The sequence below is a fragment of the Acidobacteriota bacterium genome (assembly GCA_040754075.1).
Classification (GTDB): Bacteria; Acidobacteriota; Blastocatellia; order UBA7656; family UBA7656; genus JBFMDH01.
The window spans coordinates 66,297-82,833 of record JBFMDH010000026.1 but is presented as its reverse complement, the minus strand read 5'-3'; the positions used below and the strand labels follow the sequence as shown (position 1 = coordinate 82,833).

Sequence of the window (16,537 nt, the reverse complement as noted above, 5' to 3'; positions counted from 1 at the left end):
TTTCCGCTTTTACTTTTGCTTAACTATCAAGCCTCTGTGTATTATGCAGATAAAGAAATTAAAGCTGCCAACACACGGTGGGGAAGTATATGGCACACGGCAGAAAATTTAGACAGAGCAGACGCATTCCTGAAACCGAACGTTTCCTGTTTGAGCAAAAGCTGACAGGACGTTATTCACGCTTACTTGATCGCACTGATGTTATCAATTTGATTCGCGGCGGCGAAGATACCCACCTCGAATTCAAAATCCGACTGGTCAACACCGAAAAAATCACCGCGGAAATCGTCGCCCTGGCAAATTCCGGCGGCGGCGCGATGATGTTCGGCGTCAATGACCAGCGGCGCATCGAAGGGTTGGATGATGCCGAATATGTCGAACATCAACTGATAGACATCTGTCGCAATCAAATCAAACCGGCGCTGTTGCCGCGCATCGATAAAGTGTTTTTCGATAATGGTGAACGCATCATCGTCTTGCAGGTCGATGATCGTCGCGCCCCGCACACGACGCTCGATAATCGCTATTTCGTGCGCGTCGGTTCAACCAAACGTGAAGCCGATGCAGAAGAAATCGCTTCATTGTTTGCCAACTCGCGCATCCTCGGACATGAAGATTCGCCGATGGTCGGCGTCGGGTTTGAAGAGATTGACGAAGCCCTTATCTGGAGTTATCTGCGCGACCTCGAAGGGGAAACCTTTCGCGAACCGGCGGGTTTTCCGACAGCGCAAGCCATGCACGATTTGTACTTGGCGAAAGAATATGGCGGCGGGCTTAAACCCACCTTTGCGGGTGTCTTACTCTTTGGTCGCAGCACTGCCGTGCATCAGGCGATTCCGCAAAGCAGCGTGTTTTTAACCCGCTATTCGGGAACCACGCTTGATTCACCTGTAGTTGAAAAGGCGGAAGTCTACGGCAATTTGATTGCCCTCTTTGACCGGGCATTCGCCTTCATTAAACGTTACATTGACGTATGGGACGCCAGACCGCCAAAGCCCCAGAATGGGCAAGCAGAGCCGATTTCAGCCCGTGCCAACTATTCGCGCGAGGTGGTGATTGAGGCGCTCACCAATCTTTTAGTGCATCGCGATTATTCAATTACCCATTCGCCTTCGCGGGTTTTGATATTCGATGACCGCATCGAATTGATTAATGCGCGGCGAACCAACGGGCTGACACGCAAAGCCGTCGAATTAGGCGTCATAGCGCAACGCAACCCGCGATTGCACCATATCTTCACGCGCACGGAATACGGTTGCGCTTCAACCCTGCGCGGCATCCCGGCGCTTCGCCGCACACAGTTCGCATTTACAAAACGCGAACCGCGCATCTCACTTTTAAACGATGAATTCCGTATAGAACTCGCCGGAGTTTGAGCGATGCGACGATTTGCGCTGTCACTCATCGCCCTATCACTGGTTGCCTGCACGCAACCTGCGCCAACTCAAATTGATGGGCAACCGACGACCAACCGCCATCCGAATCAGCCTTGTGTGAATTTGAACACGGCAACGGCGGAGGAGTTGAAAGCCTTGCCGGAAATCGGTGAGGTGTTAGCCAGTCGCATCATCGAATACCGCGAACGCCACGGTAATTTTCGCCGCCCGACAGACGTCATCATCATCGAAGGTTTAACCGAAACCAAATACCGCGCTTTTGCCGACCGCGTGTGTGTTGAATAAACATCAATCAATCCATTCGGCGATAGGCACGTTTCCTCAGCCATTTAACGCTTAATTCATCGAGCAGGAGCCTGCGCCGCGCGGGTCGCCGCAACTGCCACAAGGCGCAACCGGCATTTCGCGGCGCGTAAGTGTCGTTGAACTTCCAACCGCCGCAAACACCGATAGCTGTTTTTCAAGCTTGGCGCTTTTACACGTCGGGCATTCGAGTTTGGTTGACTCGCGAACCAGCAACTCGAATTGATGTTTACATTCCTGGCAAACGTACTCAAAAATCGGCATCGTTATTCACTCCTAATTTTTGTTGAACAGAAAAATAAATCAATCGCATAAAGCCAGGCAAGCTTTTTCATTTTACTCTCGTTAATTATTCAACGATTCGATTACTCGCAATTCGCTTTTCGGTACGTTAAAGTAATCATTCTCAAATGCTCAATCGGAGTCCACAAAATCCCATACTGGTTGAAGTCCGGCGCGGCGGCATTGTCGAAGCTGTACATCGCGGCGCGATTGTCGCCGTTGAACCGGACGGAAAAGTGATTGCCGCACTTGGCAACATAGACTTCATCACCTCGACGCGCTCGGCAATCAAACCGATTCAGGCGATTCCTTTTATCACCAGCGGCGCAGCCGACCGGTTCAACATCACCCAAGCCGAACTCGCCGTGGTGTGCGCTTCGCATAGCGGCGAAGCTTTCCACACCAAAACCGTCGCCGCACTACTTGAACGCGCGGGACTCAGGGAAAGCGATTTGAGGTGTGGCGCGCATCCGCCTTATCATGAAGCCACCGCCAAACAACTCGAACGCGACGGTCTGCCGTTTACCCAACTTCATAATAATTGTTCAGGCAAACACACGGGGATGCTCGCAACCTGTGTGCATCGCCAGTTGCCGACGGAAAACTACCCGGCGAAAGAACATCCGGTGCAGCGCGACATTATTTCAATTTTCACGCGCCTCGCGGGACTCGCTGAAAATCTGCCGACCGCAGTTGACGGGTGCAGCGCGCCGACTTTTGGCGTGCCGCTCAACGCTCTGGCACTCGCTTTTGCCAGGCTGGTTGAAGCCTCAACAGACCGCGACCGCGTGGCTGAAACCGGCTCCGGTAGCCAGTTTCAAGCTGAACACCTCACGCCACAACTTGCCGAAGCAGCACGGCGCGTGACCTACGCGATTGCAGCGCGGCGCATCGTTGCCGCAATGACCGCGCATCCTGAAATGGTCGGCGGCACGGCGCGTTTCGATACCGATTTGATGGGCGCGGCAAATCGAAAACTGATTTGCAAAGTCGGCGCAGAGGCAGTTCATGTCGTCGGCGTTTTACCATGCGCGAAATACCCTTGTGGTTTAGGCATCGCTATAAAGATTGATGACGGCGCGTACAGAGGCTTGAACCCTGCGGTCGTTGAAACGCTCGCGCAACTCGGCGTGTTGGACGACAGCGAACAAGCCGAACTCGCTCAATATCACCAGCCGGTGATAAAAAATGTTCGCGGATTAGAAGTTGGTGAAATCCGCGCGGTGTTTGATTTAAGATGAATTCAGGAGTCAGGAGTTAGAAGTCATAATGAAGAAAAGTATGAAGTATGAATGATGAACGATGAACAAACCTGAGGTTGAAAGTTGTTCATCCTTTAACATTCCGGCTTCATTATTTTTTCTGCCCTGAACCCTGAACCCTGAATCCTGAATCCTGAATCCTATGAACAACCACATTCGTTCGCTTTTTCCGGTAACAGAAAATTTCATTTACTTCAATCACGCGGCGGTTTGTCCGCTATCGACCCGTGTGCGCGATGCCATGCGCTGGCTGGTTGATGATGTGACCACCAACGGCTCATCTCATTTTTTCGATTGGTGTGACCGCTTTGAACAGGTGCGCGAGGCGGCGGCGCGACTGGTCAACGCTCGCCCAAGCGAAATCGCCTTCATGAAAAATACCTCGGATGCGCTCTCGACCGTGGCAAATGGTATACGGTGGCAAGAAGGCGATAATGTCATCGCTACCAATGTCGATTTTCCGACCAATATCTATCCGTGGATGCGCTTGCAACAGACGCGCGGCATCGAGTTGAAGTTGGTTTCGGAACGCGATGGGCGCATTGATGCTGATGAATTGATTTCCCTGATTGATGAACGCACGCGGGTGGTGAGCATCAGTTGGGTGCAATTTTCAAGCGGCTTTCGCGCTGACATCGCTCGCCTTGGCAAAGCCTGTCGGGCGCGCGATGTGATTTTTATGATTGATGCGATTCAGGGACTCGGCGGGTTTACTCTCGATGTGGCGCGTGATTATGTAGACGCTTTTGCGGCGGATGCGCATAAGTATCTACTTGGCCCCGAAGGCTCGGCGTTGCTGTATATCTCAGAGCGTATTCTTGAGCGCATCGAACCAACAGTGGTCGGCTGGATGTCGGTAAATGATTTTGATAATCATCTGGATTACAAGCTGAATTATCGTCCGGGGGCTTTGCGTTTTGAATGCGGCACGTTGAATACCGTAGGGGTTTACGGGATGGGCGCGGCGATTGATCTATTCTTAGAGGTCGGCGCGGCAGTGATTGAGGAGTATCTTCTGGATTTGAGTGAATACTTAGCCGGGCGTTTGCAGGAGAAAGGTTACAGCATTTATGGTTCGCGCCGTCGCCAGGAAATTTCTGCGATTGTCACCTGCACGCATCCGCGCCATACGCCGAAAGAACTGTACCACTTGCTCCAGGAGAAAAATATTATCACTGCGCCGCGTGTCGGCAGGCTGAGGATTTCGCCGCATTTTTACAACATCCGTGAAGAGGTCGATGCGTTGATTGATGCGTTGCCGCAATAGCTGGTTTGTGCATTCACCAAAAATTTCCTTGACCGCGATTTGCGCAAACCTTTATGCTGTAGCTTCATAAAATCGTGGTGATTTATGGCAAATTGCTCCACGTTAAAAATGTGCTAAATCGCGAGGAAAGTTTTTAAGTCTTGTGCTGATTTAGCGCAAGGCTTTTTTTGTTTTGATGGCAGTAAAAATAAAAGCTGATATGATTAACGGTGACATTCTTTCAAGGGCAGCCCCCTGAAAGTGGAGCTTAACCAAGATTCAAATTTACCGAGAAAGGACGTAAAAGACTATGGCTTTAAGATTAGGAGATACCGCGCCTGATTTCGCAGCGGAAACCACCGAAGGCGCGATTAATTTTCATGAATGGCTCGGCGATAGCTGGGGAGTTTTGTTTTCCCACCCGAAAGATTACACGCCCGTTTGCACGACTGAACTTGGCGCAGCCGCTCGACTCAAACCTGAATTTGAAAAACGCAATGTCAAAATCATCGGTCTCAGTGTTGACCCGCTTGATTCGCACCAAGGCTGGGCAGCCGACATCGAAGAAACTCAGGGGCAGGCATTGAACTTTCCGGTCATTGCCGATGCTGACCGCAAGGTATCTGACCTTTACGATATGATTCACCCGAATGCCAGCGACACCTTCACGGTGCGTTCGGTCTTCGTCATCGGTCCCGATAAAAAGGTCAAACTGACACTGACCTATCCGGCAAGCACCGGTCGCAATTTCGATGAACTGTTGCGCGTCATCGATTCATTGCAACTCACCGCCAAACACAGCGTCGCAACTCCTGTGAACTGGAAGCATGGCGAAGATGTGATCATCGTTCCGGCGCTTTCTGACGAACAGGCAAAAGAGAAATTCCCCGAAGGCTGGAAGACCCTCAAACCCTATCTGCGCGTCGTCAAACAACCGGGAAACTGAAGTTCAAAAGTTGACCAATGTTGAAAAGCGGTCATAGACCACGGCGTTCAAAACCAAAAGGGCTGCTCATTCAAGCAGCCCTTTTTCAGTTATTGAGATAGTTTTGTCTCTCAGCATTTGGAATTCAACAGAAGAAATTATTTTCATTCTGGCTAACCAAAAGGCTATACTTAGCAGGCAATCATCAGCAAATATTTATCCCGTCTGGAAAGGAGTCTCTTATGAAACCCAATAAGATTGCCCTAAGGCAGATTACAAAAATCTATGGGCAAGATCCGAGAGAGATTCCGGCCTACAGTATTTTACAAGCATCAAGGTATTTGAAAATGCCTTTTGAAACACTTCGGTCATGGATTAGAGGAAGGCACTACCCAACTAAAGAAGGTGATACACGCTACTTTGAACCAGTCATCTTTCTGCCGGAAGAAAATATACCTCGCCTCTCATTTATGAACCTAGTAGAAGCACACGTCCTAAGTGGAATGCGAAGAATAGAAAATGTTCCATTTTACAAAGTTCGTCATGCACTAGAGTATTTAAAGCGAGAGTTTCCATCCAAACACCCTCTTGCCGACCAACTTTTTCAAACTGATGGCGTGGATTTATTCATTGAGCATTTAGGGCAAATTATCAATGTTTCCCGAAATGGGCAGATGGAGATGCGCGAAGTTGTGGAGAAATATTTACGGCGAATAGATCGGGACTTTAAAAATTTGCCCGTACGATTGTATCCATTTCTCAAGACTAACCCTACAGACGAAGAGCCTCGCAGGGTAGTAATCGACCCTCTTTTATCCTTTGGTAAACCTGTTCTTGCAGTTGTCGGAGTTCCAACCGAAGTTATAGCCGAAAGATTTTATGCACACGAAACGACGGATCAATTAGCTAAGGATTATGGTTGCACACGGGAAGAAATCGAGGAAGCACTCAGGTACGAAGCTTCCGCCAGAAGAGCAGCTTAAAAATACTACTTTTTTTACAGACCGATCTCTAGGTGACCACCTCGTACCTGATTTGCTTTGCCAAGCAGGATTAAAAATCGAACGTCATATAGACCATTTTGAACATGACGCTTTAGACATTTTATGGCTTGAAAAATGCGGAGAAAAGGACTGGGTAGTATTAGCCAAAGATAGAAAAATCCGGTCTAATAATCTGGAACGAATTGCACTGTTTAACGCAGGAATCGCGGCTTTTTTTATTACCTCTGCGAACACAACTGGTAAGGAAAATGCAGAAGCGATTATTAAAGCTTTACCAAAAATCGTTCATCTTCTACAGCATCAAAAAAAACCTTTTATAGCCCGAATCAATAAAGATGGTGAGGTTGTTCTTTGGATTGACCACAAAGGACGTGACCGATTCAGTTCTAAAAAGAAACCATAAAAATAAATTATCTTCAGCCGAACGACTGCTTATGCTAATACAATCCCATCACTTGGCGCTATCCCGCGCTTCTTTCAATTTGCGCTTCGCGAGTTGTTGTTTGACCCCGTCCGTGTAAAGTTTGACGAATTCAAAAAGCGAAAGGCGTTGCGGGCGACCTTCATAATAGAAGGTGCAGGCGTTACCGATTTCGCGTTGCAGCAGTTTTAAATCCAGCGGGTCGAGCGGAAATTTCAAACAGGCTTGCGGCGCATACGGCGAGGTATAAATCGAACAATGGGTGTTGTATGGCCCTTCATCGACGAAAAACGGGCATTCAAATTGTATTTTGCAACACAGCCCACAACGATTGCATTCGCCTTTTTGATAGGCTTTGTAACGCAGCGCCAGATTGTCCGGCAAAAAGTTTGACAGCATGGTGCGTCTGAGCGCCGCCCAGGTGTGCAAGGAAAACGGCGCGCGGGAAACTTTTTTGACCACGGCTTTGGTCATTTGCACATACATCCATTTGCGCGAAGCAACCTCTTTCGGCAGGTCAGGGTCTGGCGCGGACGATAGAATATTGGTGAAGACGTGGATAACTCGTCCGTCTTTTTTCATTTCTTGACTCATCTCTGATTAACCCTTTTCAAATGTGATTGATTTTTCAGACGTTCGGAAGCTTGGATTAAAGAACACGCGCGTTTGCGGTTGCACAAGGTACTCAATGAGCAACAGCAAAACACTATCATCTACCAAGTAAGCAAGGCAAGAGATTGCTTTACAGGATAAATCGACCGCTCGCTTCATCGCTTGTCCGAATGGGTCATAAAAGTTATGCTCATGCCCTCGCAAACGGCAAGCGTTTTGGAGTGGTTAAGTCATGGCAAGGATGCAGTTTTGTTCAGCGTGTGGTCGTCAAATCAAAATTAAATGGGCAAGTTTTTTGCCTGTATTCTGCGCTGCCTGTAAATCCGATTTTCGCTTTGCCCCTTTCGTGCTGTTTAGCTTTTTAACCTTCGCTTTGTTCCTTAGTTTCGTAATCGGACGAATGACTGCGCCGGCAAAGAATTTGCAATTCATCGGTACGCCGGTTGAGGCAACGGCATTTTTATTGCCGCCTGGTCAAGACCGTCCCGATAACCAATCCCCGACCAGAACTTCACCAACCGCCGCCGAAGCATTGATTACCGATTGCGGCGCGCCCACCAAAGCCGGACACCCCTGCCGTCGCAAAGTTTATGGCTGGGCGTATTGCTGGCAACATCGCGATAAACTGGGTAAAAAGCCTTTACCGAAAGACGCGGCGCTACTCGAAAAAATTCAACAAGCGGGAATCATCATCCAATAATTCACGGTGAAGCTCATGCGAAAAGATTTAATCCGAGTCAGTAAATTTCTAAGTCTGGTGCTGAGACATAAACCCGAAAAAATCGGCATCACGCTTGACGATGCCGGATGGGTTGAGGTCGCAACCTTACTTGCGGCATGCCATCAACAGGGGTTGCAAATCACACCGGAATTGCTTGATGAAGTCGTCAGCAGCAATGATAAAAAACGTTTTGCCTTCAGTGAAGACGGTTTGAAAATCCGCGCCAGCCAGGGTCATTCCATTGCCGTTGAGCTTGATTACCAACCCCTCACCCCACCTGAGCTTTTGTATCACGGCACCGCGACGCGATTTTTGGATTCCATAAAAGAGCGCGGACTCCTGAAAGGTTCTCGCCACCACGTTCATCTGTCTGCCGACGAAACGACCGCTATAAAAGTCGGCGCGCGTCACGGCAAGCCTGTGGTTTTAATCATCGAAGCGGCGCGCATGCAGGAGCGTGGATTTTTGTTTTATCAATCCGCAAATGGAGTATGGCTTACCGAACACATCGCCCCCGAATATATTCGCTTTTAAATTTCCAATTTATTTCACCTCGCCTTACCGAACATTGCAGAGTAAAATTCTAAGCATCCGGGCTTATTCATTCGCGTAACAGACCAGGCGTCACTCAAATTTATTTCACGACTGATGAAAAAGAATTTCTTCAAACGATTGCAAATCGTTTTTCTCATTGCGGGACTTGTGCTGTTTGTCTATCTCATCCGGCAAACCGGACTCGACACCCTGGCGCATTATTTACAAATGATGGGCTGGGGCTTTGTGGTTATCATCGCGCTTTCGGCTATACGAAACTATGCGCGGGCGGCTTCACTTTATTATGCCATTGACCCCCTGCACCGGCAGGTGAATTTTTTTAGCCTGACGAATGTCATGCTTGCCGGTGAAGCCATCAAATATTTAACCGCCACGGGACCGTTTTTGAGTGAACCGGCGAAAGCCGCAATGGTGCGCCGGCAAATTCCGATGGTTAAGGGCGTGTCATCCATCGCCATCGAAAACATGATTTATTACCTCTCGGTGTTTATGTTTATGTTGTCGGGATTGCCATTGTTTGCCTGGCTCACTGAAATGCCGCGCGCCATCAAAATTACCGGCATCATAACGACCGGTTCAATGGTGGTGATTGGCTTGCTCACCTGGTTTTCAGTGCGCCGTCGCGGTTACATTCTGGCGCGTATGTTGACGTGGATTGCCAAACTCACAAGAAGAAATTTCGCTTCAGTGACGGTCAAAACCCGCGAGGTTGAAACCAACATTTATGAATTTTATGAACAGCGGATGGGAGCGTTTTACCTGATTCTGGCGCTCAATTTATTTGCGCACCTGGTCAATGTGGTTGAAGTTTATTTAATTTTGCAATTTATGGAACTGCCAGCCACGGTGCTTGCGAGTTTTGCCATTGAAACGATTACTAAACTAATCAACTTCGTCTTCTTTTTCGTGCCGACCCGCGCAGGCGTCTATGAAAGCGGTAATGCTTATGTGCTCGGTCTGCTCGGTATGACGGCGGGCGCAGGCGTGGCGCTTGCCATCATTCGCAAAATTCGCGCTTTTGTGTGGGTCGGGTACGGGTTGGCAATCATCGGCTTGATGACTTTTAAAGACAAACCTCATGAGCGGCAACCGTAAGTGGCGCATTGCCTGCCACGGCAATGCGCCATTGAGCGCGTGAGTGGTTTTTATATTTTTCATAGCGGATTTCGCATTGCTGTACACGAAGCGAATCTCTACAATCCTACATTCTTTATGGATAATCTGGTTTTATCGAATCTTTTCTATCGCAAGACAAGAACGCTCACCACTATGGCAGGCGTGGCGCTTGGCGTCGCCCTCGTGGTGCTCACCGTCGGCATCGTCAACGGTTTTTTGAATGAGCAGGGGCGGCGCAATTCCGCAGTCACCGCTGAAATCATTTACTTTCCGCCGGGCGGTATTTTAAATCTCTCGCCGATGTTGCAAATCAAACAGGATGTTCTGGAACAGATTCGTCAAATCGAAGGCGTCGCCGAAGTTGTGCCACTCGGGCAACTCAACAAAGATAATCGCAGCATCAACGGCATCGAATACGAATCTTACACGCGGGTTTCGGGCATGCGCGTCGTCGAGGGCAGACCGTTTACCAGCAGCGATGAAGTCATCGTTGACCGCGTCCTGCAACGCGAACGAAAACTCAAACTCGGTGATGAGATTGAGTTACTCGATAGAAAATTTCGCGTCGTCGGTGTTTATGAACCCGAATCGTTTGCGCGCATCAAAATCCCGCTCTCGACTTTGCAAGCCTATCTCAACCGTCCGGGACTGTGTTCGCAGGTGCTTATCAAAGTCAAAGACCCGAACCAACAGGAAGCTATCGCTCAGCAAATCAAAGCGCAATTCCCTGACGGCGACATTCAACTCACACGCGATTTGCCGATTTTATATGCGCGCGGCACACCTGCGCTGCAAACTTTTTTGCGCGTCGTCATCGGGCTTGCCATCGTCATCAGTTCACTGGTCATCCTGCTTGCGATGTACACCACAGTTATTGAACGCACGCGGCAAATCGGCGTGTTGAAAAGCCTCGGCGCCTCGAAAGGCTGGATTGCCGGAGAGATTGAAAAAGAGGCGTTGCTCATCAGTTTGATGGGCGTGCTCACAGGTTTTGGGTTATCGCTTCTCGGTTCAATGCTGATTCAACGCCTGTCATCGGTGCGCGTCGAATTGCAGCCCTCATGGTTTGTCTACACCTTCATCATCGGGCTGGTGGCAGGTTGTCTGGGCGCGCTGTATCCGGCGATTCGCGCCGCCAATCAAGACCCGGTAAAGGCGCTTAGTTACGAATAAAAGAGGCAAGAGGTCAGTGACCTCTTGCCTCTTTTATAATTCGGCTATCCCGGCAATCTAGTTCACGGCAGCCGTCAGTTCATCAATGCGTTTTTTCACAGCGCCCGCAAATCCTGTGACTTCATCATCGCTTGCGCCAGCGGCTTTGAACGCCTCCTGCAACTGTTTTTCGGAAAGTTGCCCGATAATCCCGGCAAACCATTTGACATGATCTATCGGCATCTTTTCCAAGACGCCTGACATCACGCCGCCATAGGTAAAATCGATTTTTTTCTTGCCGACCTTCTCAATAAATTTGTGTTTTGAATAATCTTTCAAATCCCATTTATTGTGCTTGAATACGGAACCGCTTTTGCCCAACGAAGCGCCCCAGTCCGACATAATGTACCACTCGCGCACCGTGGCGCCATCGGCATCATACATTCCCAGCACTTCGTTATTGGAATCTTTGGTATCCCAGTTGTTTAATAACATGACGAGTATCAACAATCCCGAAAATTCCCTGGTGTTGCTGAACGGATTCGATAACCACGACCAGGGCTTGTTGCGCCGCGCAACATTGGTTGCGCGTTTTTCAAACATCGCATTGCTGAATGAGCCATCTTTGCCAATATATGGTTTGGCGCGTCCCAAATCTTTCGCGCCTTTGATTTGTCCTGAAGCTATGAAATAACTCTCTTCAACCATGTAACCACACGCCCAGACGATGCGGCTGCAAGCGATTTCCGCGTGCACCTCTTCGGCAAATTTGACATTCCATTTGACGCCGTTGGCATCGGTGACTTTGACTTTCGGATTGGTTCCCGAAGTATCTTCCTTTTCAAAAGTGAACGGCGCTTGGGGCGCATTCTCTTCGCTGCCTATGCCATGATAAAGGTCAAGCGCCGCAATATCGCCGCGCTCTTCAAAAAGCGCCGGTTTGCCGGTGGTTGCGGGGGCGACAGTTTTTTTATCTTTTTCCAAAATATTTTTGGCTTCTTTTTTTGCCGCTTTACTGGCTTTGTTTTTTTGTCCGGCGAAAGCTGCAAAACTATTGGTTGAAAAAGTCGTGGTGATTATCAAAAACAGCATGGTTAAAAACGCCTGCGTTTCTCTTCTTTTGAACATTTATTCCTCCATTGTCGATCTTGAGCGCACGGATTCTACAAGCAATCTCATCAATCCTCAAAGACCTGTCGGTCTCTAATTTGAATCCCTGCATAACAGCGACTGCCAATTCTCTAAATTAAAAGCCAGACCCGCAAGAAAATTTCAGACGGCATTTTTTTCGCCGTTGCTGATTAGTGGCAACCGGCGGAAATCCATGTCGTAAAAATTTCAGAGTCTTCCTGATGAGATAAAGCGTGTCTGTCGTTTTAGCAGGAATTCCAATTTCATCTGCGCCAAGAATGAATTAAATTTTGGGTTAAGGGGTGAGGCTGGCAAAACATCGCATCATTATTTCACAATCGGCTTTTTTGACAAACTAATGGATGGCTCTCAAAAAATCGACCGCTTTATCCTGCAACCGGCGCGGCGTCCGCTTGCAGGCGATATAACAACTCGCCGGCTTTCGCGACAAATAAAATGCCTTCACCCTCGCGGTCGCGCCATTCATCAAGCTTGATTTGATTGGGATTTAAATAAGCTAAATTAACCTGTCGGCAGCGCGCTTCGGAAATTTGTGTCGCAAGCGTCACCTGTAGGCGTGGCATTTCAATTCCGGTCATCGCATCATAGCTTCCAAGTCCGCGCAGGTGTGTGCTGTGGGCAAGCACACCGCCCGGATAATGTTTGAATCTGTCCCACTGTTTTTGAAAATAGTCGCGTGTGTGATAGCCGATTTCATCAATGAGTGTGCCGTGTGTGTAACTGATTTCCTTGATGTGCGGCGCATAAATAATGATTTCGCCGCCATCGGCTACGACCGGCTCCAGTTTGTACATGCCTTTGGCGGCTGTCCACAAATCTTCGTACATCTCAGGCATCACCGAAAGCACCCGCGTGAACGGTTTTTCAACATAACGAACATGCAAACGGCATGAGAGGTCAGCCGCCGCCGAGTAAGCCGTTTCGGGCGAACCGATGAAAAGCCCTGCTAAACCTTGGTTTTTGACCACCATTGAAAAACAGAGTTTCGGTTTATCAATCAGCGCCGCAGCGCGGTCAATGACGCGGCGCACCGGCGTTGATTTGGTGCCGATGATTGAATAACTGGTAATCATTGCCCCAAGCCAGTGCGAAAAGTTAATCACCTCGGCGCCGCCAATGCCGGGAAAGAAATATTTATTGCCGCCGGAAAAGCCTACGACTTCATGCGGAAAAGTCGGCCCGCAAATCATCAGTTGGTCATAATCTAAAATCAACCGATTCAATCGCACATCAACCGCTTGATGCATTAATCCATCAGTGAGTTCGGCAATCTCCTGAGCCGGAATTTGTCCGAGGCTCACGAAAGTCTCAGGCTTTTCCCAATGATGATTGAACACCTCAACACCGCGATAAAGCCCGGCGCGCTCTTCGGCAGAGACGCCAATCAGTTGATTGATGGCAGTTTCGTTCAGGGGTTGGTGAGTGCCAAGCGCGATGAGGTAATCGAGGCGTTTAACGCGCCGGTTGAGCAGTTCAAAAAAGAGACGAAACATCAAGGGAATCGGCGCGGTGCGGGTTCTATCGGGAATGATGATGAGCACACGCTTACCATCAAGCGGCAGCGCTTCAAGCGCCGTCGCCATGAGTTCTCTGATTTCAGCAACCGCAAGAAAATCATTTTCGCTGGCTTTGCCAATCAGCATTTTCAGACTCCACGATTACCATTTCGTGATTATGGTTTTGCCAAAACTTCGGTCGGGGTTTCAACCCGAATTCCATAATACTTAAAATCAGCATCATTGAAGGTCAACAACGCATCAATTGAATGAAGGTTCATCGCTGCAACCAACCGGGTGTCATAAGCTTTGTAGCCGGAGATATGATTGGCATTAACCAAAGCTCGCCACTCAGCAAATAGGGATGCATCAGGCAACAGCAAAAAAACCTTCAGGAGATTGAAGATTTCTTTGTCGGCGGCATCAGTTGAAAGTCCCAAACCGTTATCGTTCTTATCCCGCGTCGCCACCACCCAAAACTCAATCAAACTTTCATAGATAATGTAAAGGTCTTGCTTTTTTGTAAGGAGGAGCTTGATCGCATCTGAGGTCGCTTGGTGCTGTGAGCTTTGTATGTCAACAAGCCGCACCAAAATATTCGTATCAACGAGGTAGGTCATCGCTGCCGATTAATTCTCTCTTCGTAAAGTGATTCGCGTTTCAAAGCTTCATCCGAAACCGGTTCGTTTTTCGGAGCCAGAAGGTTTTTCTGCCACTCCTCGAAAAAAGCGAGTCTTTCTTCGTAAGTCAGCGACTCTGCGGTCACTTCTCTTTCTGCAATCGATATCATAGTGGCATCCTATCACGAATTGATTGATATTTATACCTGATCAAAATCACATCGATCTTCTGCGGCGACGACGGGATTGCGCAGGGTGCCGAGTTTTTCAACCGTCACTTCAAACACATCACCGGCTTTTAGCAGCACCGGCGGTTTGCGAAAGATGCCGACGCCTTCGGGTGTGCCGGTGGCAATCACATCGCCCGGCTCAAGCGTGATGCCCTGCGAAATATACGAAACCAGATAGGCGATTTTAAAAATCATCTTCGCCGTATTCGAGGTTTGCATCACTTCGCCGTTCAGTCGCCCCTCGATATGAAGCGCCTGTACGTCTTCGATTTCATCGCCGGTGGTAATAAACGGGCCAAGTGGCGCAAAGGTATCAAGCCCTTTGCCGCGCACCCACTGACCATCACCGAATTGCAAATCGCGGGCGCTCACATCGTTAATCAACGAGTAACCGAAAACAAACCTGAGCGCCTCGGTTTCGCTTACCCGTTTGGCGCGGCGACCCATGACCACTGCAAGCTCGGCTTCGTAATCTACTTGTGTACTAATCGTCGGTAAGACAATCGGCGCATTGTGGGCGCTGAGCGCGTTTGGCAGTTTGTTAAAAATGAGCGGCGCGGCGGGCGGTTCCGAACCGCCTTCAATGGCGTGGTCGGCGTAGTTGCGCCCGATGGCGAGAATTTTCGCGGGCGTCACCGGCGGCAGAAAGGTCACGCTATCCACCGCGAAACCGACGCCTTCATTCTGCAAGGCGTCGCTTGCCTTCGCGCTATCAACCAGCGCGTTGATTTCACTGAGCGCCACACTGCCGCGCGCGATAATCTCTGAAACACTTTTAATTTCACTGAGCCAGTTGGCGACCGGTTCACCGCGTTCGCGCACAGCATTCGCCAGCATCGCGAGGTCAATCAATTTTTCCTCAACAAGAACTCCTACTTGCTGGGGGTTCGATTCATCAGCTTTAAATAATGCCAGTTTCATTTAGGTTTTTGCTCCAATCTATTAAGTTAAGGATACAGGATTCAGGATTCAGAGAAAGGAAAGTATGAAGTAGGAACGCGGAACGATGAACAACTTCATAACGCATTCTGTTCATCGTTCATCCTTCTGCCTTCAGCGTTCCTCTGCCCTGAATCCTGTATCCTATACCGCGGTTTGCAATCGACGGCGTTGAAATTCATCAAAGGTGACGGCAAGCACAATGACTGCGCCGATGATTACCTGTTGGGTGAATGACGAAATGCCGAGCAGGTTCGCGCCGTTTGCAAGCACACCCATAATCAATGACCCGATAATCGTGCCGATGACGGTGCCTTGTCCGCCGCTGAGCGACCCGCCGCCAATGACCACCGCCGCGATGACGCGCAATTCATAACCTTCGCCGGCGGTCGGTTGCCCGGTAACTAACCTTGCCGATTCAATCGCTCCCGCGAGTCCCGCAAGCGCGCCTAAAATCACATAGAACATGACTTGATAGCGCGACACCCGCACCCCCGCATAACGCGCCGCTTCCGAGTTGCTGCCAATCGCATACGAATAACGCCCCGCCTGAGTGTTGTTCAATAAAAAATGAATGGCAAGTGCGACCACCAGAACAATCAACAAGGGAATCGGCATCACGCCGAATAAATTGCCTTCGGCTAGATACCCGAAATCATTTGGTAGACCGACAACCGCTTTGCCATCGGTGACCAGCAAAGCGATGCCACGATAAATGCCCATCGCGCCAAGCGTGACAATGAACGGCGGAATCTTGAGCATCGCCACTGCCGCGCCGTTCACGAGTCCGAACATCGCGCCTGCCGCAATGCAGACTAAAATTCCCAATAACACCGGCGCGCCCGCGACCATCGCAATAGCGCCAATCACGGCAGTGAGCGCCATCATTGAACCGACCGAAAGGTCAATGCCGCCCGATACCATCACCACCGTCATGCCGATTGCCATAATCGTAATCACGGCGGTCTGTCGCGCAACACCTGCAAGATTGCCAGCCGAAACAAATTTCGGTTCCAGCACGGCAATCACCATGCAAAGCGCGATGAGGCTGACAAAAGGAAGAAAGCGTTTAATCCAGTCTGACATATGGTGTTCTCAATAAAA

General features: G+C 49.4%; 19 protein-coding genes. 11 read left to right on the top strand and 8 right to left on the bottom strand.

Annotated features, from left to right (window positions below; translation table 11 throughout):
- Positions 1-89 precede the first annotated feature (89 nt).
- Both AB1757_23210 and AB1757_23205 read left to right on the top strand, forming a co-directional pair.
- Positions 90-1,376: an RNA-binding domain-containing protein gene (locus tag AB1757_23210; GenBank protein ID MEW6129963.1), complete on the top strand. Its 1,287-nt coding sequence runs from the start codon at positions 90-92 to the stop codon at positions 1,374-1,376.
- 3 nt (positions 1,377-1,379) lie between these two features.
- Positions 1,380-1,682: a helix-hairpin-helix domain-containing protein gene (locus AB1757_23205; protein ID MEW6129962.1), complete on the top strand. Its 303-nt coding sequence runs from the start codon at positions 1,380-1,382 to the stop codon at positions 1,680-1,682.
- Positions 1,683-1,733: 51 nt separating this feature from the next.
- Here the strand turns inward: AB1757_23205 and AB1757_23200 are convergent, their stop codons facing one another.
- A complete protein-coding gene (locus AB1757_23200; GenBank protein MEW6129961.1) occupies positions 1,734-1,964 on the bottom strand; it encodes a zinc ribbon domain-containing protein in 231 nt (76 codons plus the stop codon).
- 146 nt (positions 1,965-2,110) lie between these two features.
- On the opposite strand from AB1757_23200, the gene AB1757_23195 reads away from it, so the two are divergent.
- The 5 genes from AB1757_23195 (at position 2,111) to AB1757_23175 (ending at position 6,822) form a co-directional block, all read left to right on the top strand.
- Entirely contained in the window at positions 2,111-3,223 is a 1,113-nt protein-coding gene (locus AB1757_23195) for an asparaginase (protein MEW6129960.1), read from the top strand.
- A 163-nt stretch (positions 3,224-3,386) separates the two neighbouring features.
- Positions 3,387-4,511, top strand: coding sequence for an aminotransferase class V-fold PLP-dependent enzyme (locus AB1757_23190; GenBank protein MEW6129959.1), 1,125 nt, complete (start codon positions 3,387-3,389; stop codon positions 4,509-4,511).
- 289 nt (positions 4,512-4,800) lie between these two features.
- Entirely contained in the window at positions 4,801-5,436 is a 636-nt protein-coding gene (locus tag AB1757_23185) for a peroxiredoxin (GenBank protein ID MEW6129958.1), read from the top strand.
- Positions 5,437-5,657: 221 nt separating this feature from the next.
- On the top strand, positions 5,658-6,398 hold the full coding sequence (locus AB1757_23180; protein MEW6129957.1) for a DUF433 domain-containing protein: 741 nt from the start codon (positions 5,658-5,660) through the stop codon (positions 6,396-6,398).
- Entirely contained in the window at positions 6,331-6,822 is a 492-nt protein-coding gene (locus AB1757_23175; GenBank protein ID MEW6129956.1) for a hypothetical protein, read from the top strand. Before AB1757_23180 ends, AB1757_23175 begins: the two co-directional genes overlap by 68 nt.
- A gap of 48 nt (positions 6,823-6,870) precedes the next feature.
- On the opposite strand, the gene AB1757_23170 is transcribed toward AB1757_23175, so the two are convergent.
- Complete coding sequence (locus tag AB1757_23170) at positions 6,871-7,434, bottom strand: hypothetical protein (protein ID MEW6129955.1); 564 nt, start codon at positions 7,432-7,434, stop codon at positions 6,871-6,873.
- A 250-nt stretch (positions 7,435-7,684) separates the two neighbouring features.
- On the opposite strand from AB1757_23170, the gene AB1757_23165 reads away from it, so the two are divergent.
- From AB1757_23165 to AB1757_23150, 4 genes are all read left to right on the top strand, one after another.
- Positions 7,685-8,152 (top strand): hypothetical protein, encoded by a 468-nt coding sequence (locus tag AB1757_23165; GenBank protein ID MEW6129954.1) that lies wholly within the window; start codon positions 7,685-7,687, stop codon positions 8,150-8,152.
- 15 nt (positions 8,153-8,167) lie between these two features.
- Positions 8,168-8,707, top strand: coding sequence for an RNA 2'-phosphotransferase (locus tag AB1757_23160; protein ID MEW6129953.1), 540 nt, complete (start codon positions 8,168-8,170; stop codon positions 8,705-8,707).
- A gap of 114 nt (positions 8,708-8,821) precedes the next feature.
- Positions 8,822-9,823 (top strand): lysylphosphatidylglycerol synthase transmembrane domain-containing protein, encoded by a 1,002-nt coding sequence (locus AB1757_23155; GenBank protein ID MEW6129952.1) that lies wholly within the window; start codon positions 8,822-8,824, stop codon positions 9,821-9,823.
- A 39-nt stretch (positions 9,824-9,862) separates the two neighbouring features.
- Positions 9,863-11,017 (top strand): ABC transporter permease, encoded by a 1,155-nt coding sequence (locus AB1757_23150; protein ID MEW6129951.1) that lies wholly within the window; start codon positions 9,863-9,865, stop codon positions 11,015-11,017.
- 57 nt (positions 11,018-11,074) lie between these two features.
- Here AB1757_23150 and AB1757_23145 read toward each other — a convergent pair whose 3' ends face one another.
- The 6 genes from AB1757_23145 to AB1757_23120 form a co-directional block, all read right to left on the bottom strand.
- A complete protein-coding gene (locus tag AB1757_23145; GenBank protein MEW6129950.1) occupies positions 11,075-12,124 on the bottom strand; it encodes a hypothetical protein in 1,050 nt (349 codons plus the stop codon).
- 389 nt (positions 12,125-12,513) lie between these two features.
- Positions 12,514-13,791, bottom strand: coding sequence for a lactate racemase domain-containing protein (locus AB1757_23140; GenBank protein MEW6129949.1), 1,278 nt, complete (start codon positions 13,789-13,791; stop codon positions 12,514-12,516).
- A gap of 29 nt (positions 13,792-13,820) precedes the next feature.
- A complete protein-coding gene (locus tag AB1757_23135; GenBank protein MEW6129948.1) occupies positions 13,821-14,264 on the bottom strand; it encodes a PIN domain-containing protein in 444 nt (147 codons plus the stop codon).
- Complete coding sequence (locus AB1757_23130; GenBank protein MEW6129947.1) at positions 14,261-14,434, bottom strand: hypothetical protein; 174 nt, start codon at positions 14,432-14,434, stop codon at positions 14,261-14,263. The genes AB1757_23135 and AB1757_23130 overlap by 4 nt, the downstream gene beginning before the upstream one ends.
- A gap of 30 nt (positions 14,435-14,464) precedes the next feature.
- On the bottom strand, positions 14,465-15,415 hold the full coding sequence (locus tag AB1757_23125; protein ID MEW6129946.1) for a fumarylacetoacetate hydrolase family protein: 951 nt from the start codon (positions 15,413-15,415) through the stop codon (positions 14,465-14,467).
- A gap of 162 nt (positions 15,416-15,577) precedes the next feature.
- Complete coding sequence (locus tag AB1757_23120) at positions 15,578-16,519, bottom strand: ABC transporter permease (GenBank protein ID MEW6129945.1); 942 nt, start codon at positions 16,517-16,519, stop codon at positions 15,578-15,580.
- Positions 16,520-16,537 lie beyond the last annotated feature (18 nt).

Bases quoted from the DNA above. Each gene is read 5' to 3' on its own strand.
- AB1757_23160 (MEW6129953.1), top strand. From the start codon at position 8,168: ATGCGAAAAGATTTAATCCGAGTCAGTAAATTTCTAAGTCTGGTGCTG.
- AB1757_23125 (MEW6129946.1), bottom strand. From the start codon at position 15,415: ATGAAACTGGCATTATTTAAAGCTGATGAATCGAACCCCCAGCAAGTA.
- AB1757_23195 (MEW6129960.1), top strand. From the start codon at position 2,111: ATGCTCAATCGGAGTCCACAAAATCCCATACTGGTTGAAGTCCGGCGC.
- AB1757_23165 (MEW6129954.1), top strand. From the start codon at position 7,685: ATGGCAAGGATGCAGTTTTGTTCAGCGTGTGGTCGTCAAATCAAAATT.
- AB1757_23185 (MEW6129958.1), top strand. From the start codon at position 4,801: ATGGCTTTAAGATTAGGAGATACCGCGCCTGATTTCGCAGCGGAAACC.
- AB1757_23120 (MEW6129945.1), bottom strand. From the start codon at position 16,519: ATGTCAGACTGGATTAAACGCTTTCTTCCTTTTGTCAGCCTCATCGCG.
- AB1757_23190 (MEW6129959.1), top strand. From the start codon at position 3,387: ATGAACAACCACATTCGTTCGCTTTTTCCGGTAACAGAAAATTTCATT.
- AB1757_23205 (MEW6129962.1), top strand. From the start codon at position 1,380: ATGCGACGATTTGCGCTGTCACTCATCGCCCTATCACTGGTTGCCTGC.
- AB1757_23145 (MEW6129950.1), bottom strand. From the start codon at position 12,124: ATGTTCAAAAGAAGAGAAACGCAGGCGTTTTTAACCATGCTGTTTTTG.
- AB1757_23130 (MEW6129947.1), bottom strand. From the start codon at position 14,434: ATGATATCGATTGCAGAAAGAGAAGTGACCGCAGAGTCGCTGACTTAC.
- AB1757_23200 (MEW6129961.1), bottom strand. From the start codon at position 1,964: ATGCCGATTTTTGAGTACGTTTGCCAGGAATGTAAACATCAATTCGAG.
- AB1757_23210 (MEW6129963.1), top strand. From the start codon at position 90: ATGGCACACGGCAGAAAATTTAGACAGAGCAGACGCATTCCTGAAACC.
- AB1757_23175 (MEW6129956.1), top strand. From the start codon at position 6,331: ATGGTTGCACACGGGAAGAAATCGAGGAAGCACTCAGGTACGAAGCTT.
- AB1757_23155 (MEW6129952.1), top strand. From the start codon at position 8,822: ATGAAAAAGAATTTCTTCAAACGATTGCAAATCGTTTTTCTCATTGCG.
- AB1757_23170 (MEW6129955.1), bottom strand. From the start codon at position 7,434: ATGAGTCAAGAAATGAAAAAAGACGGACGAGTTATCCACGTCTTCACC.
- AB1757_23140 (MEW6129949.1), bottom strand. From the start codon at position 13,791: ATGCTGATTGGCAAAGCCAGCGAAAATGATTTTCTTGCGGTTGCTGAA.
- AB1757_23180 (MEW6129957.1), top strand. From the start codon at position 5,658: ATGAAACCCAATAAGATTGCCCTAAGGCAGATTACAAAAATCTATGGG.
- AB1757_23135 (MEW6129948.1), bottom strand. From the start codon at position 14,264: ATGACCTACCTCGTTGATACGAATATTTTGGTGCGGCTTGTTGACATA.